The sequence below is a fragment of the Klebsiella sp. GG_Kp173 genome (genome assembly GCF_040062415.1).
GTDB classification, from domain to species: Bacteria; Pseudomonadota; Gammaproteobacteria; order Enterobacterales; family Enterobacteriaceae; genus Klebsiella; species Klebsiella quasipneumoniae.
The window spans coordinates 127,806-147,975 of sequence record NZ_JBEAFZ010000005.1 but is presented as its reverse complement, the minus strand read 5'-3'; the positions used below and the strand labels follow the sequence as shown (position 1 = coordinate 147,975).

At 57.8% G+C, this 20,170-nt stretch carries 21 protein-coding genes; 9 read left to right on the top strand and 12 right to left on the bottom strand.

Annotated elements, in window-relative coordinates; all coding sequences use genetic code 11:
• Positions 1-101 precede the first annotated feature (101 nt).
• On the bottom strand, positions 102-1,028 hold the full coding sequence (locus tag ABLU50_RS05565; RefSeq protein ID WP_004202013.1) for a LysR family transcriptional regulator: 927 nt from the start codon (positions 1,026-1,028) through the stop codon (positions 102-104).
• 88 nt (positions 1,029-1,116) lie between these two features.
• Here ABLU50_RS05565 and ABLU50_RS05560 point away from each other — a divergent pair, with 88 nt between their 5' ends.
• Positions 1,117-2,115, top strand: a complete 999-nt coding sequence (locus ABLU50_RS05560; RefSeq protein ID WP_043520190.1) for a bile acid:sodium symporter family protein — start codon at positions 1,117-1,119, stop codon at positions 2,113-2,115.
• Here the strand turns inward: ABLU50_RS05560 and ABLU50_RS05555 are convergent.
• From ABLU50_RS05555 to zipA, 3 genes are all read right to left on the bottom strand, one after another.
• A complete protein-coding gene (locus ABLU50_RS05555) occupies positions 2,112-2,330 on the bottom strand; it encodes a DUF3820 family protein (RefSeq protein ID WP_004202007.1) in 219 nt (72 codons plus the stop codon). The genes ABLU50_RS05560 and ABLU50_RS05555 overlap by 4 nt on opposite strands.
• Position 2,331: 1 nt before the next feature.
• Positions 2,332-4,347 carry an NAD-dependent DNA ligase LigA gene (gene ligA, locus ABLU50_RS05550; protein WP_004202005.1) on the bottom strand — a complete coding sequence of 672 codons (2,016 nt, stop codon included), beginning with the start codon at positions 4,345-4,347 and terminating at the stop codon, positions 2,332-2,334.
• A gap of 69 nt (positions 4,348-4,416) precedes the next feature.
• On the bottom strand, positions 4,417-5,478 hold the full coding sequence (gene zipA, locus ABLU50_RS05545; protein WP_004202003.1) for a cell division protein ZipA: 1,062 nt from the start codon (positions 5,476-5,478) through the stop codon (positions 4,417-4,419).
• Positions 5,479-5,708: 230 nt separating this feature from the next.
• On the opposite strand from zipA, the gene cysZ reads away from it, so the two are divergent.
• The 5 genes from cysZ to crr all read left to right on the top strand — a co-directional run bounded on the left by cysZ (position 5,709) and on the right by crr (position 10,580).
• The gene (cysZ, locus tag ABLU50_RS05540; protein WP_049003267.1) at positions 5,709-6,470 is read left to right on the top strand and encodes a sulfate transporter CysZ; all 762 of its coding nucleotides are present in this window, start codon (positions 5,709-5,711) and stop codon (positions 6,468-6,470) included.
• Between the two features lie 176 nt (positions 6,471-6,646).
• Positions 6,647-7,618 (top strand): cysteine synthase A, encoded by a 972-nt coding sequence (cysK, locus tag ABLU50_RS05535; protein ID WP_004202001.1) that lies wholly within the window; start codon positions 6,647-6,649, stop codon positions 7,616-7,618.
• A 380-nt stretch (positions 7,619-7,998) separates the two neighbouring features.
• On the top strand, positions 7,999-8,256 hold the full coding sequence (gene ptsH / locus ABLU50_RS05530; protein ID WP_002913505.1) for a phosphocarrier protein Hpr: 258 nt from the start codon (positions 7,999-8,001) through the stop codon (positions 8,254-8,256).
• A gap of 44 nt (positions 8,257-8,300) precedes the next feature.
• Positions 8,301-10,028, top strand: coding sequence for a phosphoenolpyruvate-protein phosphotransferase PtsI (ptsI, locus tag ABLU50_RS05525; RefSeq protein WP_004201998.1), 1,728 nt, complete (start codon positions 8,301-8,303; stop codon positions 10,026-10,028).
• A gap of 42 nt (positions 10,029-10,070) precedes the next feature.
• Positions 10,071-10,580 carry a PTS glucose transporter subunit IIA gene (gene crr / locus ABLU50_RS05520; protein WP_000522253.1) on the top strand — a complete coding sequence of 170 codons (510 nt, stop codon included), beginning with the start codon at positions 10,071-10,073 and terminating at the stop codon, positions 10,578-10,580.
• A gap of 40 nt (positions 10,581-10,620) precedes the next feature.
• Here crr and ABLU50_RS05515 read toward each other — a convergent pair whose 3' ends face one another.
• Both ABLU50_RS05515 and pdxK read right to left on the bottom strand, forming a co-directional pair.
• Positions 10,621-10,860 (bottom strand): cytoplasmic protein, encoded by a 240-nt coding sequence (locus ABLU50_RS05515; RefSeq protein ID WP_087832051.1) that lies wholly within the window; start codon positions 10,858-10,860, stop codon positions 10,621-10,623.
• Positions 10,857-11,723, bottom strand: coding sequence for a pyridoxine/pyridoxal/pyridoxamine kinase (pdxK, locus tag ABLU50_RS05510; protein WP_087832050.1), 867 nt, complete (start codon positions 11,721-11,723; stop codon positions 10,857-10,859). The genes ABLU50_RS05515 and pdxK overlap by 4 nt, the downstream gene beginning before the upstream one ends.
• Before the next feature lie 82 nt (positions 11,724-11,805).
• Between pdxK and ptsJ the strand changes: the two genes are divergently transcribed.
• On the top strand, positions 11,806-13,104 hold the full coding sequence (gene ptsJ / locus ABLU50_RS05505; protein WP_087832049.1) for a transcriptional regulator PtsJ: 1,299 nt from the start codon (positions 11,806-11,808) through the stop codon (positions 13,102-13,104).
• Positions 13,105-13,267: 163 nt separating this feature from the next.
• A complete protein-coding gene (locus ABLU50_RS05500) occupies positions 13,268-13,663 on the top strand; it encodes a nuclear transport factor 2 family protein (protein ID WP_004201993.1) in 396 nt (131 codons plus the stop codon).
• Here ABLU50_RS05500 and cysM read toward each other — a convergent pair.
• From cysM to cysP, 5 genes are all read right to left on the bottom strand, one after another.
• A complete protein-coding gene (gene cysM / locus ABLU50_RS05495; RefSeq protein WP_004201992.1) occupies positions 13,660-14,571 on the bottom strand; it encodes a cysteine synthase CysM in 912 nt (303 codons plus the stop codon). The genes ABLU50_RS05500 and cysM overlap by 4 nt on opposite strands.
• 118 nt (positions 14,572-14,689) lie before the next feature.
• Positions 14,690-15,784, bottom strand: a complete 1,095-nt coding sequence (cysA, locus tag ABLU50_RS05490) for a sulfate/thiosulfate ABC transporter ATP-binding protein CysA (RefSeq protein WP_004201991.1) — start codon at positions 15,782-15,784, stop codon at positions 14,690-14,692.
• Positions 15,774-16,649 carry a sulfate/thiosulfate ABC transporter permease CysW gene (cysW, locus tag ABLU50_RS05485; RefSeq protein ID WP_004201990.1) on the bottom strand — a complete coding sequence of 292 codons (876 nt, stop codon included), beginning with the start codon at positions 16,647-16,649 and terminating at the stop codon, positions 15,774-15,776. The genes cysA and cysW overlap by 11 nt, the downstream gene beginning before the upstream one ends.
• Entirely contained in the window at positions 16,649-17,482 is an 834-nt protein-coding gene (gene cysT / locus ABLU50_RS05480) for a sulfate/thiosulfate ABC transporter permease CysT (protein WP_002913626.1), read from the bottom strand. Before cysT ends, cysW begins: the two co-directional genes overlap by 1 nt.
• Complete coding sequence (gene cysP, locus ABLU50_RS05475; RefSeq protein WP_017900457.1) at positions 17,482-18,498, bottom strand: thiosulfate/sulfate ABC transporter substrate-binding protein CysP; 1,017 nt, start codon at positions 18,496-18,498, stop codon at positions 17,482-17,484. The genes cysT and cysP overlap by 1 nt, the downstream gene beginning before the upstream one ends.
• A 200-nt stretch (positions 18,499-18,698) precedes the next feature.
• On the opposite strand from cysP, the gene ABLU50_RS05470 reads away from it, so the two are divergent.
• A complete protein-coding gene (locus tag ABLU50_RS05470) occupies positions 18,699-19,061 on the top strand; it encodes a DUF559 domain-containing protein (protein ID WP_072140508.1) in 363 nt (120 codons plus the stop codon).
• 161 nt (positions 19,062-19,222) lie between these two features.
• Here the strand turns inward: ABLU50_RS05470 and ABLU50_RS05465 are convergent, their stop codons facing one another.
• Positions 19,223-20,122, bottom strand: coding sequence for a Dyp-type peroxidase (locus ABLU50_RS05465; protein ID WP_004201987.1), 900 nt, complete (start codon positions 20,120-20,122; stop codon positions 19,223-19,225).
• Positions 20,123-20,170: the final 48 nt, after the last annotated feature.

The window sequence follows — 20,170 nt, the reverse complement described above, 5'->3', positions numbered from 1 at the left end:
CTGCACGACCCACCAATGTAAAAAGGCGCCCTAAAGGCGCCTTTTTGCTATGCGTGGAACACAGCCCCGGCCACGAGCTTCCCCGTGGCGATAAAACGCGATCAACGCTGATACAGCGGATCTTCAACCCTGGCGGCGGTGAGATTGCCCCCTTCTTCTCGCACGATTTCCCATAACGCCTGGGCGGCGGTCGACAGCGAGCGGTTTTTCCGGCATGCCAGCATCAGCTGCCGCTCCATTACCGGGGTCAGTCGCTTTACCGCCAGATGGCTTCCCTGCGGTAACGGCAGCGCCAGCGCCGGCAGTACGCTGATGCCAATTCCCGATTCCACCATCGGAAACAGCGTTGCCGGATGGCCAATCTCCTGCACAATGTTCGCCCGGACAGCCAGCCTGCTGAGCGCCGCATCAATCAGCGGACGGCTGCCGGAAGCATAGTCCTGCAGGATCAGTCTCTCATTCTGTAGCGCCTGCCACGGCACTTCAGTCAGGCTGGCAAAAGGATGATCCTCCCGGCAGAGCAGCAAAAAAGGTTCCGCCAGGACCACCTCGCACTGCAGATCGGCCGCCGGGCCCGGATCAATCACGATGCCAAAATCCACTTCTCCCTGGCGAATACTCTCCAGGACCCACTGCTGGGGCCGGTCGTGCAGCACAAAATCGATATCAGGATAACGTCGATTACTGTGAGCAATACACTGCGGAATAAGGTGGGCGGAAATCGTCTGGCTGGCGGCGACCTTAACGGTGCCACTCAGCTGCTGGCCTACCCGACCGGCATCGCGCAGCGTCACCGCAAGCTCATCGAGCAAACGCTCCAGCCTGCCTGCCAGCTGCTGACCCGCCTCGGTGAGGACCACCTCCCGGGTGGTGCGGTCAAGGAGACGGACTCCGGTCTGATGCTCCAGCTCCTTGACGCTGTGGCTGACGGCCGACTGGCTTAAGCCAATCATCTCCCCCGCCCGGCTAAAGCTCCTGGCGCGGGCAACGGTAACGAATACTTTTAACTGACGCAGAGAGTAATTCATCTTTTTAATTCATGAATAGATGCAATAAATCAATTTTATTTCTCAAATCAAAAAAAGCACAATAGCGCATCTCTTTTCAGGAGCGTTTATGAAACTTTTTCGCATTCTCGATCCGTTTACGGCAACCCTGGTCACCGTTGTCCTGTTGGCCTCATTCTTCCCGGCCCGTGGCGCTTTCGTCCCCTTCTTTGAACATCTCACCACCGCCGCCATCGCCCTGCTGTTCTTTATGCATGGCGCCAAACTCTCCCGGGAGGCAATTATCGCCGGCGGCAGCCACTGGCGTTTGCATCTGTGGGTGATGTGCAGCACCTTTATCCTCTTCCCGGTGCTGGGGGTTCTGTTTGCCTGGTGGGCGCCGGTGAAGGTCGATCCGATGCTCTACAGCGGCTTTATTTATTTGTGCATTCTGCCGGCCACCGTGCAATCCGCCATCGCCTTCACCTCGCTGGCCGGAGGCAACGTCGCGGCGGCGGTCTGCTCAGCTTCGGCCTCCAGCCTGTTGGGCATCTTTGTTTCACCACTGCTGGTGGGGGTCCTGATGAACCTTCACGGCGCAGGCGGTAGCCTCGAGCAGGTCGGAAAGATCATGCTGCAGCTGCTGTTGCCTTTCGTGCTCGGCCATTTATCGCGGCCGTGGATCGGCAACTGGGTGGCGAAGCATAAGAAGTGGATTGGTAAGACCGACCAGACCTCGATTCTGCTGGTGGTCTACTCCGCCTTTAGCGAGGCGGTGGTGAACGGGATCTGGCATAAAGTGGGCCTGGGATCGCTGCTGTTTATCGTGGTAGTCAGCCTGGTGCTGCTGGCCATCGTCATCGCGGTCAACGTGTTCGTCGCCCGCCGCTGCGGCTTTAACAAAGCCGATGAAATTACCATCGTCTTCTGCGGTTCGAAAAAGAGCCTGGCCAACGGCATCCCGATGGCCAATATTCTCTTCCCGACCTCCATCCTCGGCATCATGGTGCTGCCGCTGATGATCTTCCATCAAATCCAGCTGATGGTCTGCGCGGTGCTGGCACGGCGCTATAAGCAGCAAACCGATGCGCGTCTCGCTCAGGAAAAGACTAACGCCGCCAAAGCTTAACGCGCTTTCTTCAGGGGCTGGACCAGATCGCTCAGCCCCTCGCTTTTAATCAGCAGGGTCAGCGCCATCAGCTCGCCGAGATGGCCGGCAGGGAATTGATCCTTGCGCGCGAACCACAATAAATACTCCTCCGGGACATCGATTAAACGACGCCCCTTGTATTTACCGAACGGCATCTCGGTATTGGCGATCTCGACCAGCTGCGCTTTATCCACGTTATTCTCCCAACAGGCGCATCATTTCGGCTTCGTCAATCACCTCGATGCCGAGCTCCTGCGCTTTCGCCAGCTTAGAACCCGCCGCTTCGCCTGCAATCACCAGATCGGTTTTCTTCGACACGCTGCCCGCCACCTTCGCCCCCAGCGCCACCAGACGCGCTTTGGCATCATCCCGCGACAACTGACTGAGGCTGCCGGTCAGGACGACGGTTTTGCCTGCAAACGGGCTGTCAATCTCTTCCGCCTTCACCACCACCGGCGCCGGCCAGTGAACCCCTTCCGCCAGCAGCTGCGCGATGACATCGCGGTTGCTCTCTTCGGCAAAGAAGTTGAAAGTATGGGTGGCGACGACGATGCCGACATCAGGGACCTTCTGCAGCTCCTCAATGGAAGCCTGCTCCAGGGCTTCGAGGGTGCCAAAATGCGCCGCCAGGCCTGCCGCCGTGGCTTCTCCTACCTCGCGAATGCCCAAGGCGTAGAGGAAACGCGCGAAGGTTGTCTCTTTGGCTTTCTCGAGAGCGTTGACCACGTTTTGCGCGGACTTCGGCCCCATCCGATCCAGCCCGGTCAGTTTCCCTGCGGTCAGCCGGAACAGATCCGCCGGGGTATGGACGTACTCTTTCTCCACCAGCTGGTCGATGATCTTATCGCCCATGCCGTCAACGTCCAGCGCGCGACGGGAGACAAAGTGCTTGAGCGACTCTTTGCGCTGCGCGCCGCAGATCAGGCCGCCGGTACAGCGGGCTACCGCCTCGCCTTCCACTCGCTCAACGTCGGACTGACAAACCGGGCAGTGGGTCGGGAATTCAACATCCCGGGCATCTGCCGGACGTTCGGAAAGCACCACGTTGACCACCTGAGGGATCACGTCGCCTGCCCGGCGAATCACCACCTTGTCGCCGATTTTCAAGCCTAAGCGTTCAATCTCATCGGCGTTATGCAAAGTGGCATTACTCACCAGCACGCCGGCGACATGGACCGGCTCCAGGCGCGCCACCGGCGTAATCGCCCCGGTGCGACCCACCTGGAACTCCACGTCCCGGACGAAAGTCATCTGCTCCTGGGCCGGGAACTTAAAGGCCACGGCCCAGCGCGGCGCGCGGGCGACGAAACCCAGCTGTTCCTGCAGCGCCAGCGAATCGACTTTGATCACCACGCCATCAATGTCAAAGCCCAGATGGGGACGATCTTCCTCGACTTTACGATAGTAAGTGAGCACTTCCTCGGGGGTATGGCAAAGAGTGACGCGATCGCTCACCGGTAATCCCCATGCTTTGAACTGCTGTAAACGGGCCGAGTGGCTGGCCGGCAGCTCACCGCCCTCCAGCACCCCAACGCCGTAGCAGAAGAAAGTAAGCGGTCGCTTCGCGGTGATGCGCGGGTCCAGCTGGCGCAACGAGCCCGCCGCCGCATTGCGCGGGTTAGCAAACACTTTTCCGCCGGTGCGGCGAGCTTCTTCATTGATTTTTTCGAACCCGGCCTGTGGGAGGAACACTTCCCCGCGCACCTCCAGGCGTGCGGGGATATTATCGCCATGCAGCCTGAGCGGGATGGTGCGGATGGTTCGCACGTTAGAGGTAATATCCTCGCCGGTGGTGCCGTCGCCGCGGGTCGCCGCCTGCACCAGCACGCCGTTTTCGTAGAGAATGCTCACCGCGAGACCGTCGAGCTTCAGCTCGCAGCAGTAGATGAGCGGGTCTGTGCTTTTCAGGCGATCCAGCACCCGCTTGTTGAAGGCCAGAAAGCTCTCTTCGTCAAACACGTTGTCCAGCGACAGCATCGGCACTTCATGGCGGATCTGGCTGAAGGCGGTCAGTGGCGCCGCCCCCACGCGCTGAGTCGGCGAATCCGGGGTAATCAGCTCCGGATGCTGGCTCTCCAGCTCGCGCAGCTCGCGCATCAGCCGGTCATACTCCGCATCGGGCACTTCCGGCGCGTCCATAACGTGGTACAGGTATTCATGATGGCGAAGCGTGGTTCGCAGTTCAGTCAGTTGTTGTTCGATCGGTTCCATATCACACCATCAATGATAAAAAACCCCCGACAGGCGGGGGTTGAGAAGGAGTTGAGATAACGCGGGACGTCAGGCGTTCGCGTCTTTCACTTCGCGAATACGATCCTGGTATTCACGCAGTTTTTGCGGCGTCATCATGCGACGCTGATCGTCAAGCACCACGCCGCCCACTTCATCGGCGATATACTGCGCAGACTGCAGCATCAGCTTGAAGTTCTGCAGTTCATCACCGTAGGAAGGGACCTGCATAAAGATAGTCACCCCAGGGGTCATCATATCCGCCATGCTGTCCGGATTGAAGGTCCCCGGCTTCACCATGTTGGCCAGGCTGAATAGCACCGGGCCGCTGCCGTCCGGGCTCAGATGGCGGTGGAAAATATTCATTTCACCAAACTTGAAGCCGGCCTGCTGGATGCTATTGATAAGCACCTCGCCGTTAAGCTGCGCGCCATGGTGCGCGGCGACGTTCATCACGATGACCGTCTCTTTACGCTCTTTCGGCTGCGGCGCTGCAGGCTGCTGCGGCTCTGTCGGCTGCGGTTCAGCCACCGCGGGCTGCGGCGCGGCAACAGGCTGTGGCGCAGGCTGCTGCGGAGCGGCCGGCTGCGGCTGGGCGACGGTCGGGGTCACCGGCTGCGGCGCGACAGGCTGTTGCACAACAGGCTGCGGCTGGTGTTGCGGTTGCACGGGCGGCTGCGCGGGTTGCGGCTGTTGCCAGCCCGGCTGCGGAGCGGCATGCGGCGCAGACGGTTGTCCCTGCGGTTGTACCGGGGCCTGGCGCGGCGGCGGCGCCTGACGAACCGGTTCCTCAGGACGCACAGGCTGCTGCATCTGGCGCTCGTAAGGCGGCTGGTACTGGTGCTGCGGCGCCTGACGAGGGGCTTCATGCTCCCCATGCGCGCCGTGCGGAGCGTGAGTCACCGGATGAACGCGGACTTCACCTACGCCTTCAACATTATCATCAAAGTCGTCGTTTTCCGACTCATCGTCGCGCGACTTCATACGTTTCAGTGGGCGATCGCGAAACATCGAAGAACGTTCTTTACGGCTGGTCCAGAAACCATGTACCAGTAAAGCGATTATGGCGATCGCGCCAACAATGATTAATATCAGACGCAAATCCTGCATCATTATATTCTCTGTTGTTCTAACACCTTGCCACCACGGCAAACATTTACTCACTAAGAGTATTTGCCGATTACCTCAAGTGCAAGTGCGTCGGTCGCTTTCACCACATAAAGATGAACTAAATCGTGCTTTTTGCTGTTTTTTCGAACATTTCCTAACTGGTTATTGTCTGACGACCCGATAAAATAAGCGAGCATTCACACTGGATGTTAAAAAAGGAGCAATGCCTGGCTATGGTTTCATCATCCGCACCGACCCCGCGTAGCGGCGTACACTATTTTTCGCAGGGCTGGAAACTCATCGGGCTGCCGGGCATACGTCGTTATGTCTTCCTGCCTTTACTGGTTAACGTGCTGCTGATGGGCGGTGCTTTCTGGTGGCTGTTTACCCGTCTCAACAGCTGGATCCCTTCGCTGATGAGCCATGTACCTGACTGGCTGCAGTGGCTGAACTACCTGCTGTGGCCGGTGGTGGTGCTGTCGATCCTGCTGGTGTTTGGCTACTTCTTTTCTACTATTGCCAACTGGATTGCCGCCCCGTTCAGCGGCCTGCTGGCGGAACAGCTGGAAGCGCGTCTGACTGGCGCCACCCCGCCGGACGTCGGCGTCTTTGGCATCATGAAGGATATTCCACGCATCATGAAGCGTGAGTGGCAGAAGCTGGCATGGTACCTGCCCCGCGCCATCGTGCTGTTGCTGCTCTACTTTATACCCGGCGTTGGCCAGACGGTGGCTCCGGTACTCTGGTTCCTGTTCAGCGCATGGATGCTGGCGATTCAATACTGCGATTACCCCTTCGATAACCACAAGGTCCCCTTCAGGACCATGCGCGAAGCGCTGCGCAGCCGCAAGGTGATGAATATGCAGTTTGGCGCGCTCACCAGCCTGTTCACCATGATCCCGGTGTTAAACCTGGTGATCCTCCCGGTGGCTATCTGCGGCGCCACCGCCATGTGGGTCGATTGCTATCGCGACAGACACGCCAGCTGGAAGTAGTCGTCACACCTCCCCCGGGGAGCGGCGAGCGCCGCTCCTTATATCTCCGCTTATTCCTTCTTGCTCATCATTATTTCCCTTACGCATATAGATATGCTAAATCCTTACTTCCGCATATTCTTTAAGCGGGTATGCTGATGCCGTACCCCCAAATTTCATACAGTTAAGGACGGGCCATGAGTAAGATTTTTGAAGACAACTCCCTGACTATCGGTCATACGCCGCTGGTACGACTGAACCGAATTGGTAACGGTCGTATCCTGGCAAAGGTAGAATCTCGTAACCCGAGCTTTAGCGTAAAATGCCGTATCGGCGCCAATATGATCTGGGATGCTGAAAAGCGCGGCGTGCTGAAACCTGGCGTGGAACTGGTCGAACCGACCAGCGGCAACACCGGTATCGCCCTCGCCTACGTGGCGGCGGCACGCGGCTACAAGCTAACGCTAACCATGCCGGAAACCATGAGCATTGAGCGTCGTAAGCTTCTGAAAGCGCTGGGCGCCAACCTGGTGCTGACCGAAGGCGCCAAAGGCATGAAAGGCGCCATTCAGAAAGCGGAAGAGATTGTCGCCAGCAACCCGGAAAAATTCCTGCTGCTGCAGCAGTTCAGCAACCCGGCTAACCCGGAAATCCACGAAAAGACCACCGGTCCGGAAATCTGGGAAGACACCGACGGTCAGGTGGATGTCTTCATCTCCGGCGTCGGTACCGGCGGTACGCTGACCGGCGTCAGCCGCTACATTAAAAACACCAAGGGCAAAAAAGATCTGATCACCGTCGCGGTTGAACCGACCGATTCGCCGGTCATCTCCCAGGCGCTGGCGGGTGAAGAGCTCAAGCCGGGCCCGCACAAAATTCAGGGCATCGGCGCCGGCTTCATTCCTGGCAACCTGGATCTGAAGCTGGTGGACAAAGTAATCGGCATCACCAATGATGAAGCGATCTCCACCGCACGTCGCCTGATGGAAGAAGAAGGCATCCTGGCGGGTATCTCTTCCGGGGCCGCCGTTGCCGCGGCGCTGAAGCTGCAGGAAGATGAGGCCTTTACCAATAAGAATATTGTGGTTATCCTGCCTTCCTCGGGTGAGCGTTATTTAAGCACCGCGCTGTTTGCCGATCTCTTCACCGAGAAAGAACTGCAACAGTAGTGCCAGCTTGTAAATAATGTGTAAAAAAGCACCTTTTCAGGTGCTTTTTTGTGGCATACGTCAAAGTTTTACCCCTCCTGGCATTGATTCACCTCGTAGGGTCTGGTATTTAACCAGCACATTTATTTTGATGCGCGAAATTATTCAGAAGAGGATTTCCGCCAGCTGAATCGATTTTATGATTTGGTTCAAGTCTTCCTTTCGCGGCATAATGTTTAATGACGTGCTAGACGTCAATGGCCCGCAGGTCTTCGCAGCGCCAGGCGCTGCCGACGCCAAGGCCGGAAACGTAACGCCGGCGCTAACAATACAGGCTAAAGTCGAGTCGTTAGACTAGACTTTAGGTCCACAACACTAAACCTATAAGTTGGGGAAATATAATGTTCCAGCAAGAAGTTACCATTACCGCTCCGAACGGTCTGCACACCCGCCCTGCTGCTCAGTTTGTTAAAGAAGCTAAAGGCTTCACTTCTGAGATCACTGTAACCTCCAACGGCAAAAGCGCCAGCGCCAAAAGCCTGTTCAAACTGCAGACTCTGGGCCTGACCCAGGGCACCGTAGTGACCCTCTCCGCGGAAGGCGAAGATGAGCAGAAAGCTGTTGAGCATCTGGTTAAACTGATGGCTGAACTCGAGTAAGTTCACGGGTTCTTTTTCATATCAGTCACAAGTAAGGTAGGGTTATGATTTCAGGCATTTTAGCATCCCCGGGTATCGCCTTCGGCAAAGCACTGCTGCTGAAGGAAGATGAAATTGTCATCGACCGGAAGAAAATTTCTGCCGATAAGGTTGATCAGGAAGTCGAACGTTTCCTGAGCGGCCGCGCCAAGGCCTCCGCCCAGCTGGAGGTCATCAAAACCAAAGCTGGTGAAACTTTCGGTGAAGAAAAAGAAGCCATCTTCGAAGGGCATATTATGCTGCTGGAAGATGAGGAGCTTGAGCAGGAAATCATAGCCCTGATTAAAGATAAGCACATGACTGCCGACGCGGCAGCCAATGAAGTTATCGACGGTCAGGCCACTGCCCTGGAAGAGCTGGACGATGAATACCTGAAAGAACGTGCGGCTGACGTACGTGATATCGGTAAGCGCCTGCTGCGCAACATCCTTGGTCTGGCTATCATCGATCTGAGCGCGATTCAGGATGAAGTCATCCTCGTCGCCGCCGATCTGACCCCGTCTGAAACCGCACAGCTGAACCTGAAAAAAGTGCTGGGTTTCATCACCGACGCGGGCGGCCGTACCTCCCACACCTCCATCATGGCGCGTTCCCTGGAACTGCCGGCCATCGTGGGCACCGGCAGCATCACGGCGCAGGTGAAAAACGGCGACTATCTGATTCTCGACGCGGTGAACAACCAGGTTCTGATCAACCCGTCTAACGAGCAAATTGAAGCGCTGCGTAATCTGCAGGCTCAGGTTGCGGAAGAAAAAGCCGAACTGGCGAAACTGAAAGATCTGCCGGCGATTACTCTGGACGGCCATCAGGTTGAAGTGTGCGCCAACATCGGTACCGTTCGCGACGTCGAAGGTGCTGAGCGCAACGGCGCCGAAGGCGTAGGCCTGTATCGTACTGAATTCCTGTTCATGGATCGCGACGCGCTGCCAACCGAAGAAGAGCAGTTTGCGGCTTATAAAGCGGTGGCTGAAGCCTGTGGCTCTCAGGCCGTTATCGTGCGTACTATGGACATCGGCGGCGACAAAGAGCTGCCGTACATGAACTTCCCGAAAGAAGAGAACCCGTTCCTCGGCTGGCGTGCCGTGCGTATCGCCATGGATCGTAAAGAGATCCTCCGCGATCAGGTTCGCGCCATCCTGCGTGCCTCCGCTTTCGGTAAGCTGCGCATTATGTTCCCGATGATCATCTCTGTTGAAGAAGTGCGTGCGCTGAAGAAAGAGATCGAAATCTACAAACAGGAACTGCGTGACGAAGGTAAAGCATTTGACGAATCCATTGAGATCGGCGTGATGGTGGAAACACCGGCTGCGGCGACCATTGCTCGTCATCTGGCCAAAGAAGTTGATTTCTTTAGTATCGGCACCAATGATTTAACGCAATATACTCTGGCAGTTGACCGTGGTAATGATATGATTTCACATCTTTACCAGCCGATGTCACCGTCTGTACTGAATCTGATTAAGCAAGTTATTGATGCTTCTCACGCTGAAGGTAAATGGACTGGCATGTGCGGTGAGCTTGCGGGCGATGAACGTGCTACACTTCTGTTGCTGGGTATGGGGCTGGACGAATTCTCTATGAGCGCCATTTCCATCCCGCGCATCAAGAAGATTATTCGTAACACGAACTTCGAAGATGCGAAAGTATTAGCAGAGCAGGCTCTTGCTCAACCGACAACGGACGAGTTAATGACGCTGGTTAACAAGTTCATTGAAGAAAAAACAATCTGCTAATCCACGAGATGCGCGGCCCAAATTACTGCTTAGGAGAAGATCATGGGTTTGTTTGATAAATTGAAATCTCTGGTTTCTGATGACAAGAAAGACACCGGAACTATTGAGATTGTTGCTCCCCTCTCCGGTGAGATCGTCAACATTGAAGACGTGCCGGATGTGGTTTTTGCGGAAAAAATTGTGGGCGATGGGATTGCCATCAAACCGACCGGCAACAAAATGGTCGCGCCGGTAGACGGTACCATTGGTAAAATTTTCGAAACCAACCATGCGTTCTCTATTGAATCTGATAGCGGCATCGAGCTGTTCGTTCACTTCGGTATTGATACCGTTGAACTGAAAGGCGAAGGCTTCAAGCGTATCGCTGAAGAAGGCCAGCGCGTGAAAGTCGGCGACCCGGTTATCGAATTCGATCTGCCGCTGCTGGAAGAGAAAGCCAAGTCTACCCTGACTCCGGTGGTTATCTCCAACATGGACGAGATCAAAGAGCTGATCAAACTGTCCGGTAGCGTGACCGTGGGTGAAACCCCGGTAATCCGCATCAAGAAGTAATGATTGCTGCATAGAAATGGCGCCGAAAGGCGCCATTTTTTTATATCGCGTGGGTCACCGGCTGATAGCATTTTTCGCGAGATAAGAGACGCAATCCTTCCGGGGTGCTCTCCAGAATGCGCCGCTCGCCGTCAGAGACCAGCAGTTCGCACTGATATCCTCCGGCCAGGCCGAACAGCGACCGCGCCACGCAGGCATCCTCCAGCGCCGCCTCCCCTGTGGTATCAAAATGACCAATAATGCGTCCCTGCTGACGGATCACTAACCGATAGCTTTTCATCTCTGTTGCTCCAGCGGCGGCAGGATCAGTTCGTCACACCCCTGCGCGGCAGTCCAGTTCATCACCTCCAGCACGCGCTGGGCGGCTGCTTCCGTCGCTGCCCCCAGCGCCAGGCCCGAAAGCAACCCGCTCACCAGCTCAGCGCAAAACAGATCGCCGGTACCCTTCAAGTCCGTCTCCACCCGCGGGTGAACCACCACCTGCACTGCATCGGCCGTCACCACCAGCACATTGATTGTCGAAGCGGCCTCTCCTGGCGCGCTGGTGATCACCACCCACTTGAGACTGTCCGACAGCAGGCTTCGCGCCGCGGCGACCGCCTCCTGCTGATTGCGACAGCGCCGGCCGCTCAGCGTCTCCAGCTCAAACAGATTAGGGGTGATCCCTTGCGCCAGCGGCAGCAGGTGCTGACGATAGGCGTCCGGGATCTCGGCCTTGACGTAGATGCCGCTGTCGACATCACCAATCACCGGATCCACCAGAATACAGAGATCGGGATGGCGGTCACGGACCCGCGTTAGCCACTGCGCCAGGCGTTCAATTTGCACGGCGTTGCCCATATAGCCGGTGGTCACCGCACGCAGTTCGCGCAACGCGTCGCGCTCCTCAAGCGCCTGCAGGTACCCGACAAACCACTCCTCCGGGATAATGCCGCCATAGAACGTCTCATAATGGGGCGTATTGCTGAACAGCACCGTCGGCACCGCCAGCACGCGCAAACCGTGCTGTTTAATCGCCGGTACCGCGATGCTGTTGCCGACGCTGCCGTAAACTACCTGCGACTGCACGGCGACGATATCGACTTCCGACGCCCGGCTTTTGTAGTGAAAGAGCACTGATTGTATGTCATCTTGCTGGCCCATCTTTTCTCCCCCCGCTGGACAGCGGGTCACGCTCTGATTATGATTCGTCCTATGCTAAATTTCATTTTGTCATAGGTCAATAATGTTTGCCGGAAAAACCGCCAGCGATATCTTCGATCATATCCGCCATCTGGTGCAGAGCGGTGGCTTGCAGCCCGGAGAAGTTCTGCCGCCGGTACGCGAGCTCGCCAGCCAGCTGGCGGTGAATCGCAATACCGTCGCCGCCGCTTATAAACGGCTGGTCACCTCCGGGCTGGCCGTGAGCCAGGGACGAAACGGCACGGCCATCAAAGCACGGGATCCGCTGCCGGCGCTGGAGGGCGGTGACCCCACGACGCCGCTGAACGATCTCTCCAGCGGCAATCCGGATCCCGCCAGGCTGCCTGATTTAGCACGCTATCTGGGCCAAATTGCCCGCACGCCCCACCTGTATGGCGATGCCCCCATCGAGCCGCGGCTTGGCGAATGGGCTGAGGCATGGTTTGCCGGGGAGATAACCGTTCCCTTTGCCCTGAACCTCGCCAGCGGGGCGATTGACGCGCTGGAGCGTCTGCTGTGCGCCTTGCTGCTCCCCGGCGACGGCGTGGTAGTTGAAGATCCCTGTTTTCTTAGCAGCATCAATATGGTGCGTTACGCTGGCTTTACCCCCTGCCCGGTGGCGGTGGATGCCGAGGGGATGGATCCTGTCGGGCTGGAGGAGGCGTTACGCAACGGCGCGCGGGCGGTGATCTTAACCCCGCGCGCGCACAATCCTACCGGCTGTAGCCTGACGGAAACCCGGGCGCATGCCCTGCGGGAGGTGCTGGTCCGTTATCCGCAGGTGCTGGCGATCGTCGATGATCATTTTGCCCTGCTGTCGGCTACGCCCTGGTTTTCTCCTCTGCCCGCGAGCACCCAGCGCTGGGCGGTGGTGCGTTCGATGTCAAAAACCCTCGGGCCCGACCTGCGGCTGGCCTTTATTGCCAGCGATATCGACACCTCCTCGGCGCTGCGCCTGCGGCTTAACGCCGGCAGCCAGTGGGTCAGCCATCTGCTGCAGGATCTGACGCTGGCCTGTCTCACCGATGAGGCGTTTATAGCCTCGATGACGGAAACCCGCCGTCACTATCGCCAGCAGAATGAGAAACTGGCGGCAGCGCTGGCCCGGCACGGCTACAGCCATGCTACGCCTGGCGACGGCCTTAATTTCTGGCTGCCGCTGCCAACGGCGAGCCAGCCCTACGCCTTACGCCTGGCCCGCGCCGGCTGGCTGGTCCGCGAGGGGGAGGTGTTTGGCATTCGTACGCCCTCCCACGGGCTACGCCTGTCGCTGGGCCGCCTGAATGACGATGAGATTGCCCGCCTGGCGGCCGATATAGCCCTGGTCTTAGACGCTCCCTGACGCAGGCAGTGCGTCGAACGCATCGGGGAGTGGTAGCTACTGCCGACAAGTTACTGTAAAAATAAACGAAAACAGGCGTAGTCTTACCTGCATGCCCGGATCGTCGAAACGGATGAAACGCTCACGGTGGCGGACACATCGCTCACAATAAGGAGCACCAGAGATGCATCACATTGACCTGACCCTAAAAGCAGTCATCGAAGCCTGCGACCGCGCTATCTCGCAGGAAGATTACGATACCCTGATGGGCTATTACGCGGAAGACGCCGCGCTGGTCGTCAAACCGGGCATGGTGGTCAGAGGGAAAGAGAATATCCGCAAAGCGTTTATCGCCATTGCCGACTATTTCCAGCACCGGCTGATAGTGACCCAGGGGAAAATGGAGGTCATTGAGGGCGGCGGCAATGCGCTGGTGATAATGGAGACCCGGCTGGATATCCCGACGGCACAGGGAATAACACAGGTTACGCGACGCGCAACCTATGTCTTTCAGAAGCAGGGGGAGCGCTGGTTGTGCACGGTCGATAACTCCTACGGCACCGACCTGCTCGATGATTAAATACCCGCTCCCTGGCTAAAATGTTCCTCGCCGAACACGCCGGTGGAGAGGTAGCGATCGCCGCGATCGCAGACGATCGCCACCACCACCGCGCCTGGATTTTCGCGGGCGATACGTAACGCCCCGGCTACCGCGCCGCCAGAGCTGACGCCGCAGAAAATGCCTTCCCGCACCGCCAGCTGACGCATGGTGTTCTCGGCATCCTGCTGATGAATATCCAGCACCGCATCCACCAGCGAAGCGTTAAAGATCCCCGGCATATACTCTGCCGGCCAGCGGCGGATCCCGGGAATACTGCTGCCCTCCTCCGGCTGCAGGCCGACGATGGTCACCGGTTTACTCTGTTCGCGCAGAAATCGTGACACGCCGGTAATGGTGCCGGTGGTCCCCATACTGGAGACAAAGTGGGTGATACGCCCTGCGGTCTGCTGCCAGATTTCCGGCCCGGTGGTGGTGTAGTGGGCGTAGGGGTTGTCCGGGTTGTTAAACTGATCGAGCAGTTTGCCCTCCCCGCGCTGAGCCATCTCGAGGGCCAGGTCGCGAGCCCCTTCCATCCCCTGCTCTTTGGTGACCAGGATCAGCTCGGCGCCGTAGGCGCGCATCGCGGCCCGGCGCTCCTGGCTCATGTTGTCGGGCATCAGCAGCTTCATCCGGTAGCCTTTCAGCGCGGCGATCATCGCCAGCGCGATACCGGTGTTGCCGCTGGTCGCTTCGATCAGCACGTCGCCGGGCTGAATTTCGCCGCGCTTTTCCGCTTCGACGATCATCGACAGCGCAGCGCGATCTTTCACCGAACCGGCCGGATTATTGCCTTCGAGTTTGACCCAGATTTCGCTGCCGTTGTCCGGCCCCAGACGCTGAAGTTTGACCAGAGGGGTATTGCCGATGGTGTGTTCGAGTGTATTCACGATGTTTACTCAATAAAAAAGCCGGGCGGCGCTTCGCTTACCCGGCCTACCAGACGCGTGATAATTTCAGACCGGGTAAGCACAGCCTCACCCGGCAAAAGCACATGGATTTAAGCTATCAGGCCGACTGCGCCAGAGCAAGCTCGCCGCGTGGCTCGATACGCTCGGTACCGTTGTACAGGCGCGCATTTTGCAGCCCGACGAACAGCCGTTCGCCGCGGGACGGCGCCTCATCGCCCGTTAACACCACGCTCAGCGGTTCGTCATACCACCCCAGAGGCTGGACGACTAATTGGGTGTAGTGTCCTTTCGGACTGGCCTCCAGGACCTGCACCGGCAGCGGCGAATCCAGGCTGGTTCGGCGGCTGATGTCCACTTCCCACGGACGCAGGAACAGATCCACCGGCCCCTGGTATGCCGGGGTATAGCCTAACGGCCAGCGGTGGGCGCCAACGTGGAACTGTCCGCCGCGGATAACCCCCTGCAGACGATTCACTTCCCCCATGAACTCCAGCACGAAGCGGGTGGACGGCTCACGCCACACGCGTTCAGGCGCATCGGCCTGTTCGATGTTGCCCTGGCTCATCACCACCACCCGGTCGGCAACTTCCATCGCCTCTTCCTGATCGTGGGTGACGAACACGCTGGTAAATTTTAGCTCTTCATGCAGCTGACGCAGCCAGCGGCGCAGCTCTTTACGCACCTGCGCATCCAGCGCGCCGAAAGGTTCATCCAGCAGCAGAATTTGCGGCTCTACCGCCAGGGCGCGCGCCAGCGCCACGCGCTGCTTCTGACCACCGGACAGCTGCGCCGGATAGCGATCCGCCAGGTGAGCCAGCTGCACCATCTCCAGCAGTTTGGTCACTTTGGCTTTAATCGCCGCCGCATTGGGTCGTTCACGGCGCGGCAGCACGGTCAGGCCAAAAGCGATGTTATCGAACACCGTCATATGGCGGAACAGCGCATAGTGCTGGAAGACGAAGCCCACTTTACGGTCGCGGGCGTGCATCCGGCTGACGTCGGTGCCGTGGAAGCGGATATGACCGCTGGTCTGATGCTCCAGCCCGGCGATAATCCGCAGCAGGGTAGTTTTCCCGGAGCCGGAAGGCCCCAGCAGCGCGACCATTTGTCCGGAAGGGATATCCAGCGAGATATCATTCAGCACCTGGGTGCGACCAAACGATTTCTTAATATTGGCAATCTCAATGCTCATGATTTCCCTCCTGTTGCGCGCGTTTTTCCTGATTGGCCAGACGCCATTGCAACATACTCTTTAAAAACAGGGTCAGAATAGCCATTAACGTCAGCAGGGCCGCGGCGGTAAACGAGCCGACGGTGTTGTAATCCTGCTCCAGTAATTCAATTTGCAGCGGCAGCGACAGCGTTTCTCCGCGGATCGAACCGGAGACCACCGACACCGCGCCGAATTCGCCGATGGCGCGGGCGTTGGTCAATACCACGCCGTACAGCAGCGCCCAGCGAATATTGGGCAACGTCACCCGGCGGAACATCTGCCATCCGGAAGCCCCCAGCAATACCGCCGCCTCATCTTCATGGCTGCCCTGACTCATCATCACCGGCACCAGCTCACGCACCACAAACGGACAGGTGACAAAGATCGTCGCCAGCACCATGCCCGGCCAGGCGAACATGATTTGCAGATTATGTGCATCAAGCCAGCCGCCCAGCGGACCGTTAGAGCCGTAGAACAGCAGATAAACCAGACCCGCGACCACCGGCGAGACGGCGAACGGGATATCCAGCATCGTCAACAGCAGCTGGCGTCCCGGGAACGTAAAGCGTGTGACCAGCCAGGCCAGCAAGGTCCCGAACACCAGGTTCACCGGCACGGTAATCAAGGCGATCATCACCGTCAGCCAGATGGCGTGCAGCATGTCCGGGTTCGCCAGGTTTTCCAGCACCGGCATTAACCCTTTGCTGAAGGCCTGAATGAAGATGTAGAGCATCGGCACCACAAGGATGAAGGCGGAAACCAGCATCCCGACGCCAATCAGAAACCATTTGCCCCAGTTGATGCGGGGCGCGTCGTAGCGTTTCAATTGAGTAACTTCCGCCATTAGTGACCTACCACGCGTCGACCAAAGCGACTCTGCAGGGTATTGATGGAAAACAACAGCAGCAGCGAGGCGGCCAGGATCACTGAGGCGATGGCGCTCGCCGCCGGATAGTCAAACTCCTGCAGACGAATAAAGATCATCAGCGACGTCACTTCCGTCTTCCACGCGATGTTGCCGGCGATAAAAATCACCGCGCCGAATTCGCCGAGGCTGCGGGTAAACGACAAGGCGATGCCCGCCAGCAGCGCCGGCGACAGCTCCGGCAGGACCACCTTGCGAAAACTCTGCCAGCGCGTGGCGCCCAGCGTTTCCGCTGCCTCTTCATATTCCGGTCCCAGCTCTTCCAGCACCGGCTGCACGGTACGCACCACGAACGGGATGCTGGTGAAAGCCATCGCCACGGCGATACCGAGCCAGGTATAGGTCACTTTAATATCGAACTTCGCCAGCCATTCCCCGTAAATGCCGTTTACCGAAAACAGCGAGGCCAGGGTCAGGCCGGCTACCGCCGTCGGCAGCGCAAACGGCAGGTCCATTAAGGCATCCAGCAGCGTGCGGCCCGGAAAACGATAGCGGGTAAGGATCCACGCCATCAGCAGACCGAAGACGCCGTTAAAAATCGAGGCCACGAACGCCGACAGCAGCGTCACCTTATAGGCCGCCACCACCTGCGGGTTGGTGATCACATCCCAGTACTGCGCCCAGCTCATCTGCGCCAGCTGCATCACCAGCGCGCTGAGCGGTAATAACAGAATCAGACAGACAAACAGCAGGCTGGTGCCGAGGCTCAGGGTAAAGCCCGGCAGCACGCGCTTGGACGACACAGCAAACATTACTTACGCCCCGCCGCCAGCAGTTTGTCCAGTTCGCCGCCGCTGGCGAAGTGGGTTTTCATCACCTCAGGCCAGGAGCCAAACTTGTCCTCCACGCGGAACAGTTCGGTCTGCGGGAATTTATCCTTCAGCGAATCCATCACTTTCGGGTTGTTTACCCGATAGTAGTAGTCGGTAATGATGGTCTGCGCCTGCGGGCTGTAGAGCCAGTTCAGATAGGCTTTCGCCGCCTTTTCCGTGCCGTTGGCTTTGACGTTTTTATCCACCCAGGCCACCGGGAACTCCGCCAGAATGTTGGTTTTCGGGATCACCACTTCAAATCCCTGCGCCTCATACTGCTTGCGAATATTGTTCACTTCCGACTCGAAACTGATCAGCACATCGCCCAGGCCGCGCTCGGCGAAGGTAGTGGTCGCCCCGCGTCCGCCGGTGTCGAAGACTTCGACGTTCTTCAGGAACTGGGTCATAAACTGTTCGGTTTTGGCTTTATCGCCACCGTCGGCTTTATCCGCCGCGCCCCAAGCCGCCAGGTAGGTGTACCGCGCGTTGCCCGAGGTTTTCGGGTTCGGGAAGATCAGCTTAACGTCAGAGCGGACCAGGTCGTTCCAGTCATGAATGTTTTTCGGGTTGCCTTTGCGCACCAGGAAGCCCATCGTCGAATAGAACGGCGAGCTGTTGTTTGGCAGGCGGCTTTGCCAGTCGGCCGGGATCAGGTTGCCTTTGTCATGCAGGATCTGCACGTCCGTCACCTGGTTGTAGGTCACCACGTCCGCCTTCAGGCCCTGCAGGATCGCCAGCGCCTGCTTGGAAGAGCCGGCGTGCGACTGCTTGATGGTCAGCTTGTCTCCACCATTGTCCTTCGCCCACTGCTGCTCAAAAGGCGGGTTAAGGGCGGCAAACAGCTCGCGGGAGACATCATAGGAGCTGTTCAGCAGCTCCGTCGCCTGCGCCTGCGCCACCAGCAGCAGGGAAGCCGCCAGCGCCAGATATCCTTTTTTCAGTGATTTAACGGCCATTGCGCACCCTTATCAAAAATGATCATTTACTGATGATCATCATATTTATAACGGGTACGAAAGGAGTAACGGTTTTATATACCGTTTGGCGATTTGGAAGTCGAAAAGGGAATAAGCACCTGGCAAAGCTTAGCTGAAAGCGGCTCGCAGATTAGACGTGTCATTGTGACAAACGGCAGCCAGGCGCGCACTGGGTTTATATGAAAAACACACAGATATTTGCTCGTCAGCTCAGACGTAGCTTAACGCCAACAGAACGTCGACTATGGTACTTACTGCGCAACCGCCGTTTTGCTTGCTATAAGTTTCGCCGCCAGCATCCCGTTGGCCCCTATATTCTCGATTTTGCCTGCTGCGCAACATGGCTGGCGATTGAACTGGACGGCGGTCAACACGATCCGAGACGCGTCTACGATGTTCGCCGCACCCGCTGGCTACAGAGTCAGGGATGGCGGGTTTTACGCTTCTGGAATAATGAGTTTGAAGAGTATGAAGAGGCGGTGATGGAGAGGATACTTGAAGCGCTTGAGTCGCCAATGCCCTCACCCCGCCCCTCTCCCTGAGGGAGAGGGAGAAAGAGAGTCCGCACGCAGATTCCATAACCGCACCGAACGGTTCCCTCTCCCTGAGTGAGAGGGAGAAAGAGAGTCCACACGCAGATTCCATAACCGCACCGTACCGTCCCCTCTCCCCTTTGGGGAGAGGGTTAGGGTGAGGGGACAAATTACAGCGCCTGAATACGCTCCAGGGAGGGCGCGAAGTAATAGCCGCCGGTCACTGGTTTGGTGAAGCGCAGCATCGCATCGCGTTTGCCGTCGGTATCGCCGAACATGCTCAGCAGCTGCTGCTCGATGTTGTACAGACGCGCGCAGTAAGCGCAAAAATAGAGGCCATGGGTACCGCTGGCGGTGCCATACGGCAGGCTCTGGCGAACAATTTTCAGCCCTTTGCCATCTTCTTTTAAGTCAACGCGGCTCAGGTGCGACGTGACCGGACGTTCGTCGCCATCGATCTCTTCATTGGCTTCCTTGGTGCGGCCGATCATCATCTCCTGATCCGGCACGCTCATGCGGTTCAGCTGTTTGAGATTATGCTCCCAGCGCTGGACGAACACGTAGCTGCCGCCCGCGTCCACGCCGTCTTTGATCACCGCCACTTCACGACGGGTTTCTTCCCCCGCCGGGTTTTCGGTGCCGTCGACGAAGCCGCTGAGGTCACGCTCTTCCACCCAGCGGAAGCCGTGGATCTCTTCTTTCACCTCGATAGCGTCGCCAAAGGCGGCCAGCGCGGCCTGCGCTACCGAGAAGTTCACTTCATGGCGGGCGGATAAAATATGAATCAGCAGGTCATACTGGGTGGACGGCGCCAGCCCTTTGCCATAGACCGGAAAATCTTTTAACTCTTCCGCCCCTTCGCCGCCGCTCAGCTGACGCCAGACGTTATTGCCGAACGCCACCACGGCACCGAGTTTGGCGTCAGGGAATTTAGCCTGAAAGGTGGCCACTTTATCGACAAAAATTTTGCTCGCTTCGCGCAGGGCGTTAACGTCCCCTTTGACATTGGCTTCAATCCAAATCGCCGCGCGGCAATGTTCCGGCAAAATGCCGCTCTGAACCTGAGACATCGCTCCTCCTGAAATGATGCAACCACAACGCTGTCGCGTTGCTAACGC